Source organism: Carboxydocella sp. JDF658, from assembly GCF_002049395.1.
Classification (GTDB): domain Bacteria; phylum Bacillota.
Genome location: NZ_BDLR01000202.1, coordinates 1 through 4,002, shown reverse-complemented (window position 1 = coordinate 4,002; position 4,002 = coordinate 1). Strand labels below are relative to the sequence as shown.

The 4,002-nt window shown below is 52.5% G+C and carries 6 protein-coding genes and 1 pseudogene; 5 read left to right on the top strand and 2 right to left on the bottom strand.

Annotated elements, in window-relative coordinates; genetic code table 11:
• The 5 genes from mnmA to JDF658_RS13650 form a co-directional block, all read left to right on the top strand.
• Positions 1-1,098: tRNA 2-thiouridine(34) synthase MnmA (gene mnmA, locus JDF658_RS13665; RefSeq protein ID WP_079908022.1), on the top strand; the 1,098-nt coding region annotated here is incomplete at its 5' end.
• A gap of 79 nt (positions 1,099-1,177) precedes the next feature.
• Entirely contained in the window at positions 1,178-1,642 is a 465-nt protein-coding gene (locus JDF658_RS13660; RefSeq protein WP_079908021.1) for a PRC-barrel domain-containing protein, read from the top strand.
• A 21-nt stretch (positions 1,643-1,663) separates the two neighbouring features.
• The gene (locus tag JDF658_RS14650) at positions 1,664-1,840 is read left to right on the top strand and encodes a hypothetical protein (protein WP_174183020.1); all 177 of its coding nucleotides are present in this window, start codon (positions 1,664-1,666) and stop codon (positions 1,838-1,840) included.
• Between the two features lie 15 nt (positions 1,841-1,855).
• Positions 1,856-2,053: a hypothetical protein gene (locus JDF658_RS13655; RefSeq protein WP_079908019.1), complete on the top strand. Its 198-nt coding sequence runs from the start codon at positions 1,856-1,858 to the stop codon at positions 2,051-2,053.
• Between the two features lie 15 nt (positions 2,054-2,068).
• On the top strand, positions 2,069-3,100 hold the full coding sequence (locus JDF658_RS13650) for an AI-2E family transporter (RefSeq protein ID WP_079908018.1): 1,032 nt from the start codon (positions 2,069-2,071) through the stop codon (positions 3,098-3,100).
• 45 nt (positions 3,101-3,145) lie between these two features.
• On the opposite strand, the gene JDF658_RS13645 is transcribed toward JDF658_RS13650, so the two are convergent.
• Together JDF658_RS13645 and JDF658_RS13640 are read right to left on the bottom strand one after the other, a co-directional pair.
• Positions 3,146-3,478, bottom strand: coding sequence for a hypothetical protein (locus JDF658_RS13645; RefSeq protein ID WP_079933601.1), 333 nt, complete (start codon positions 3,476-3,478; stop codon positions 3,146-3,148).
• Positions 3,479-3,732: 254 nt separating this feature from the next.
• Positions 3,733-4,002, bottom strand: a pseudogene (locus JDF658_RS13640) (IS200/IS605 family accessory protein TnpB-related protein); the annotation flags it as partial.

Sequence of the window (4,002 nt, the reverse complement as noted above, 5' to 3'; positions counted from 1 at the left end):
GCGGTTGGCATGAGCGGAGGCGTGGACAGTTCGGTAGCGGCCGCTCTTTTAAAAGAGCAAGGATATAATGTTATCGGCATAACCCTGCAAATATCCCCGCGGGAAATTGAAGATGAGGATTACGGGGGTTGCTGCTCTCTTTCCTCCATCAATGATGCCCGCCGGGTTTGTGACAAACTGGGGATACCCTTTTATGTCCTCAACTTTCGGGAATTGTTTGCTGAAAAGGTAATCGATTATTTCTGTCAGTCCTATTTGCGGGGGGAAACCCCCAATCCCTGTATTGCCTGTAACAAGGAAATCAAATTCGAAGCCTTCCTGCGCAAGGCCCGGGCTCTGGGAGCTGACTATATCGCGACCGGCCATTATGCCCGCCGGGAATATGATGAACAGAGGGGGCGCTGGCTGTTGCGCAAAGGGGTGGATCAGCGCAAGGACCAGTCCTATGTGCTGTACACCTTTACCCAGGAGCAGCTGGCCCATACCCTCTTTCCCCTGGGGGAAATGGTGAAGGAACAAACCCGGGAACTGGCCAGAAAGCTGGAATTGCCGGTGGCCAACAAGCCGGAAAGCCAGGAAATCTGTTTTGTGCCAGATGATGATTATGGCGCTTTTCTTGAGGAAAAGCTGGGTGAGCAAATCAAGCCTGGACCTTTCCTGGACCGCCAGGGCCGGGTGCTGGGACAACACAAAGGAATTGTCCATTATACCATTGGACAGCGGAAAGGGCTGGGCATTGCCCTGGGTAAGCCCATGTTTGTGGTGGATATCGATCCGGAACGGAATGCAGTGATTCTGGGGGAAGGGGAGGAAGTGTATTCGGACCGGCTGGTTGCCGATGAGCTGAACCTGATTTCCCTGCCCGTCCTGAACCAACCTGTGGAAGTGGAGGCCAAAATCCGCTATGCTGCCCGACCGGCACCTGCATTGGTACGTCCTCTGGGAGAGAAGGCAGGCAATGGTGACCGGGTACTGGTGGAATTTAAGGAGCCGCAGCGGGCAATTACCCCGGGACAGGCAGTGGTGTTCTATCAAGGGGAGTATGTGTTAGGCGGTGGAGTAATTAGAAAACTTCCTCTGCAAATATGCAAACCATAAAACTGCCGCAGTACCGGCAGTTTTTCTTTTTAAAACCCTTGCTTTCTGCACATACTAACAGAAACCGGAGGGATAAAGGATGGCAAAAAATCTTTGCCGGGGCCGCCATCTGACAGGCTTACCCCTGTACAATCAAGCGGGAGAAATGCTGGGGCGAGTACGGGAACTGGCTGTGGATGAAGAGGGAAAACTGCGGGCGCTGGCTATTTCTGATGATAAATGGTTTACCTGGGAACAAATTGTTGCTTGTACGGATGAGGGCATTAAAATCGCAGGGGAAGCCCTGGCGTCCTGTCCAGTACCCTGTCCGGCCTGGCTGGAACAAACTCTGCTCGATCAACAAAAACAGGAAATCGGACAGGTAGGGGATCTGATTCTGGATAAAACTACCGGAACAGTGCAGGGGATTGAACTGGCCCAGACTATTTTTGATGATTTGTGGCAGGGACGGCGGGAGATTCCATGGCAGCAATTGACCTGGGAAAATGGCTATCTGGTATGGTTAGAAAGTGAAAAAGCGGGTCAAACTATGAATGAAACCTGAAGAGAGAAAGGAGTCATTCTTATGATTTGTCCCGTTTGTGGTGGAAAAAGCACCGGGAAAGTGGGAGTGGACCAGTATTATTGCTGGGATTGTTTTGTGGAGTTTCGCCGCCAGGGTAATGAAATCCAGGTTTACGATGTTGCGGAAGATGGTAGTCTCATGGCCTGGGAGGAAGAATTGGCCGAGCCTTATCTCTAAGAGGAGGTGTTTTCTATGGCCAGAAGTTTCTGGAATGGGCTGGTTGCTGGAAGTGTGCTGGGAGCAATCATCGGTTTAGTAGCCGGACCACAGCTGAAACCCACTCCCAAACGAACTTTGCTGGGAAAAACCCGGCGGGTTACAGCCCGGGCAGCCAAAATGGTCAATGATGTGCGGGACGGTGTCAGGGATATCAAAAACATTCTGGACTAAAACCGGTGATGGCAAATGAACAGAGTTAAAATAATCGCCCGCCGCAGTTTCCTGATTGGAATGCTGTTGGCGGCGCTCTTTTTTTTCTGGACCATCAGAAAAGTTTTGCTGCTGTTTACTGGTGGCTGGCTGCTGGCCTATTTGCTGGGACCGCTGGTAGACAAGCTGGAAGAGAAGGGCTTGAGCCGTTTGCAGGCTCTGATTGTCCTCTATCTTGCCATGGCGACCCTGGTGCTGGCAGGCGCCTTTTTTCTCCTGCCTGCTTTTCTGCGGGAACTCAGTCAGGTAGGGGAAGTATTGCCCCGGATCTGGACCAGATGGGAAGGTTTCTGGCAAACCTGGTTACAGCGCCTGGATGGAGCGGGCTTGCCGGCAGAAGTGCAGAAGGTTCTAAGTAGCCGTCTGGCCCTGGCGCAGAAAGAGGTGGAAGGCTGGCTGGCCCAGGGGGCAGCCGGAATTCTGGCTCTGGCCGGGCAAGTTGGCACATTTTTGATTTTGCCTATCCTGGCTTTTTACTTTTTACTGGATTGGAACCAGTTGCTTCAGGGCTGGGAGCGATTGCTACCGCGGATCGCCCAATTCCATGTAGCAGCTCTGCTGGCCGAATTGGACCAGATTATGAAAAAATTTATCAGGGGACATTTGTTGATTTGCCTGCTGGTAGGTCTGTTAACGGGTTTGGCCATGCTGCTATTAGGGGTTCCTTATGCACTTTTCCTGGGGGTAGTGGCTGGAATTCTGGACCTGATTCCTTTTTTTGGTCCCATTCTGGGCGGGATACCGGCAGTAGTACTGGCCTTGCAGATAAGCTGGTCCAAGGCAGTGGCAGCTACTCTGGCGATTCTGGTAATCCAGCAAATCGAAGCCCATCTGCTTTCCCCCAAAATTTTAGGAGATGCTTTGAACTTGCATCCCCTCACCGTTATTTTTGCCTTGCTGGCCGGTGGTGAACTGGCCGGGTTATGGGGGCTGTTGCTGGCGGTGCCGCTGACAGCTATGGGCAAGGCCATTTTACGTTATGTTTTTCTTTTACTGGTGGAGGAATAATCAGCAGGGGCAGTTGGATAGCTCATTCCACTACCTCTTTATCGCTTAGCATTTGGGAAAAGAACAAGGAAAACACTCATGTTCGTGCTCTTCGGGTTCTCTGGTAGCTGCAATCAAAGTGGCGATAGCTTTTTCTTTGGCTGCACTGGCCAGGAGGAAGCTGTTGGCCAGCCGCACTACCTGAGCCAGTTGCTCGAAGTCACAGGCTTTCACCACCTCCTTACGCAAACGGTGAGCGATTTCGCAGAAAAGCTGGGCTTCACAGCGGGTAACGGGACCCTGGGTGCCGAGAATGCAGGGCAGGCAATGACGGGTATAGATGGCCTGATTGCAATCGGGACACTTATAATGGGGATTGTCATCACGTTCTTTGTTCATTTTTCTGGAACCTGGTTCAAAAAACTTGACTGTTTTTATTTTCAGCCAAGTTGGCCCCCAGACCAGGCTTTCGCCTCCTTTCCGAATACTTGATTTGCCCCCGCGGGGCAGGGCGACAGGGGACCTCGGCCCGGGAGTTCCACCCGGACGGGAGTACTGCACCGGTTTATGCTGACCTCCCGGTGAGAGTATAACTCCGCCTCCCGCGTCCTGTTAAGACGCCTACCGGTTTCTCCGACACCGGCTAAACGGGGTCACCGTACGGACAGGGCCAATAACTTCAGGTCAGGCCAGACGGAGTTATACGCCTCCTGCTCACTCTGGGCAAGCCCGTTATGCACAGGAAACTTTTCCTCCAGCTGCCTCAAGCAGGCCCTGACCCCACGGGTCATCCCTTTTCCTTCCCCAGGTCTATCAGGATTATCCTTCCGGGTCAGGTTTTGCTTGATTTGCGATACCAGTTGCCTGAGTTCTTCAGTCACCCGTTCCCTGAACCCCATTGCCCGACGACCTATAACCAGTGC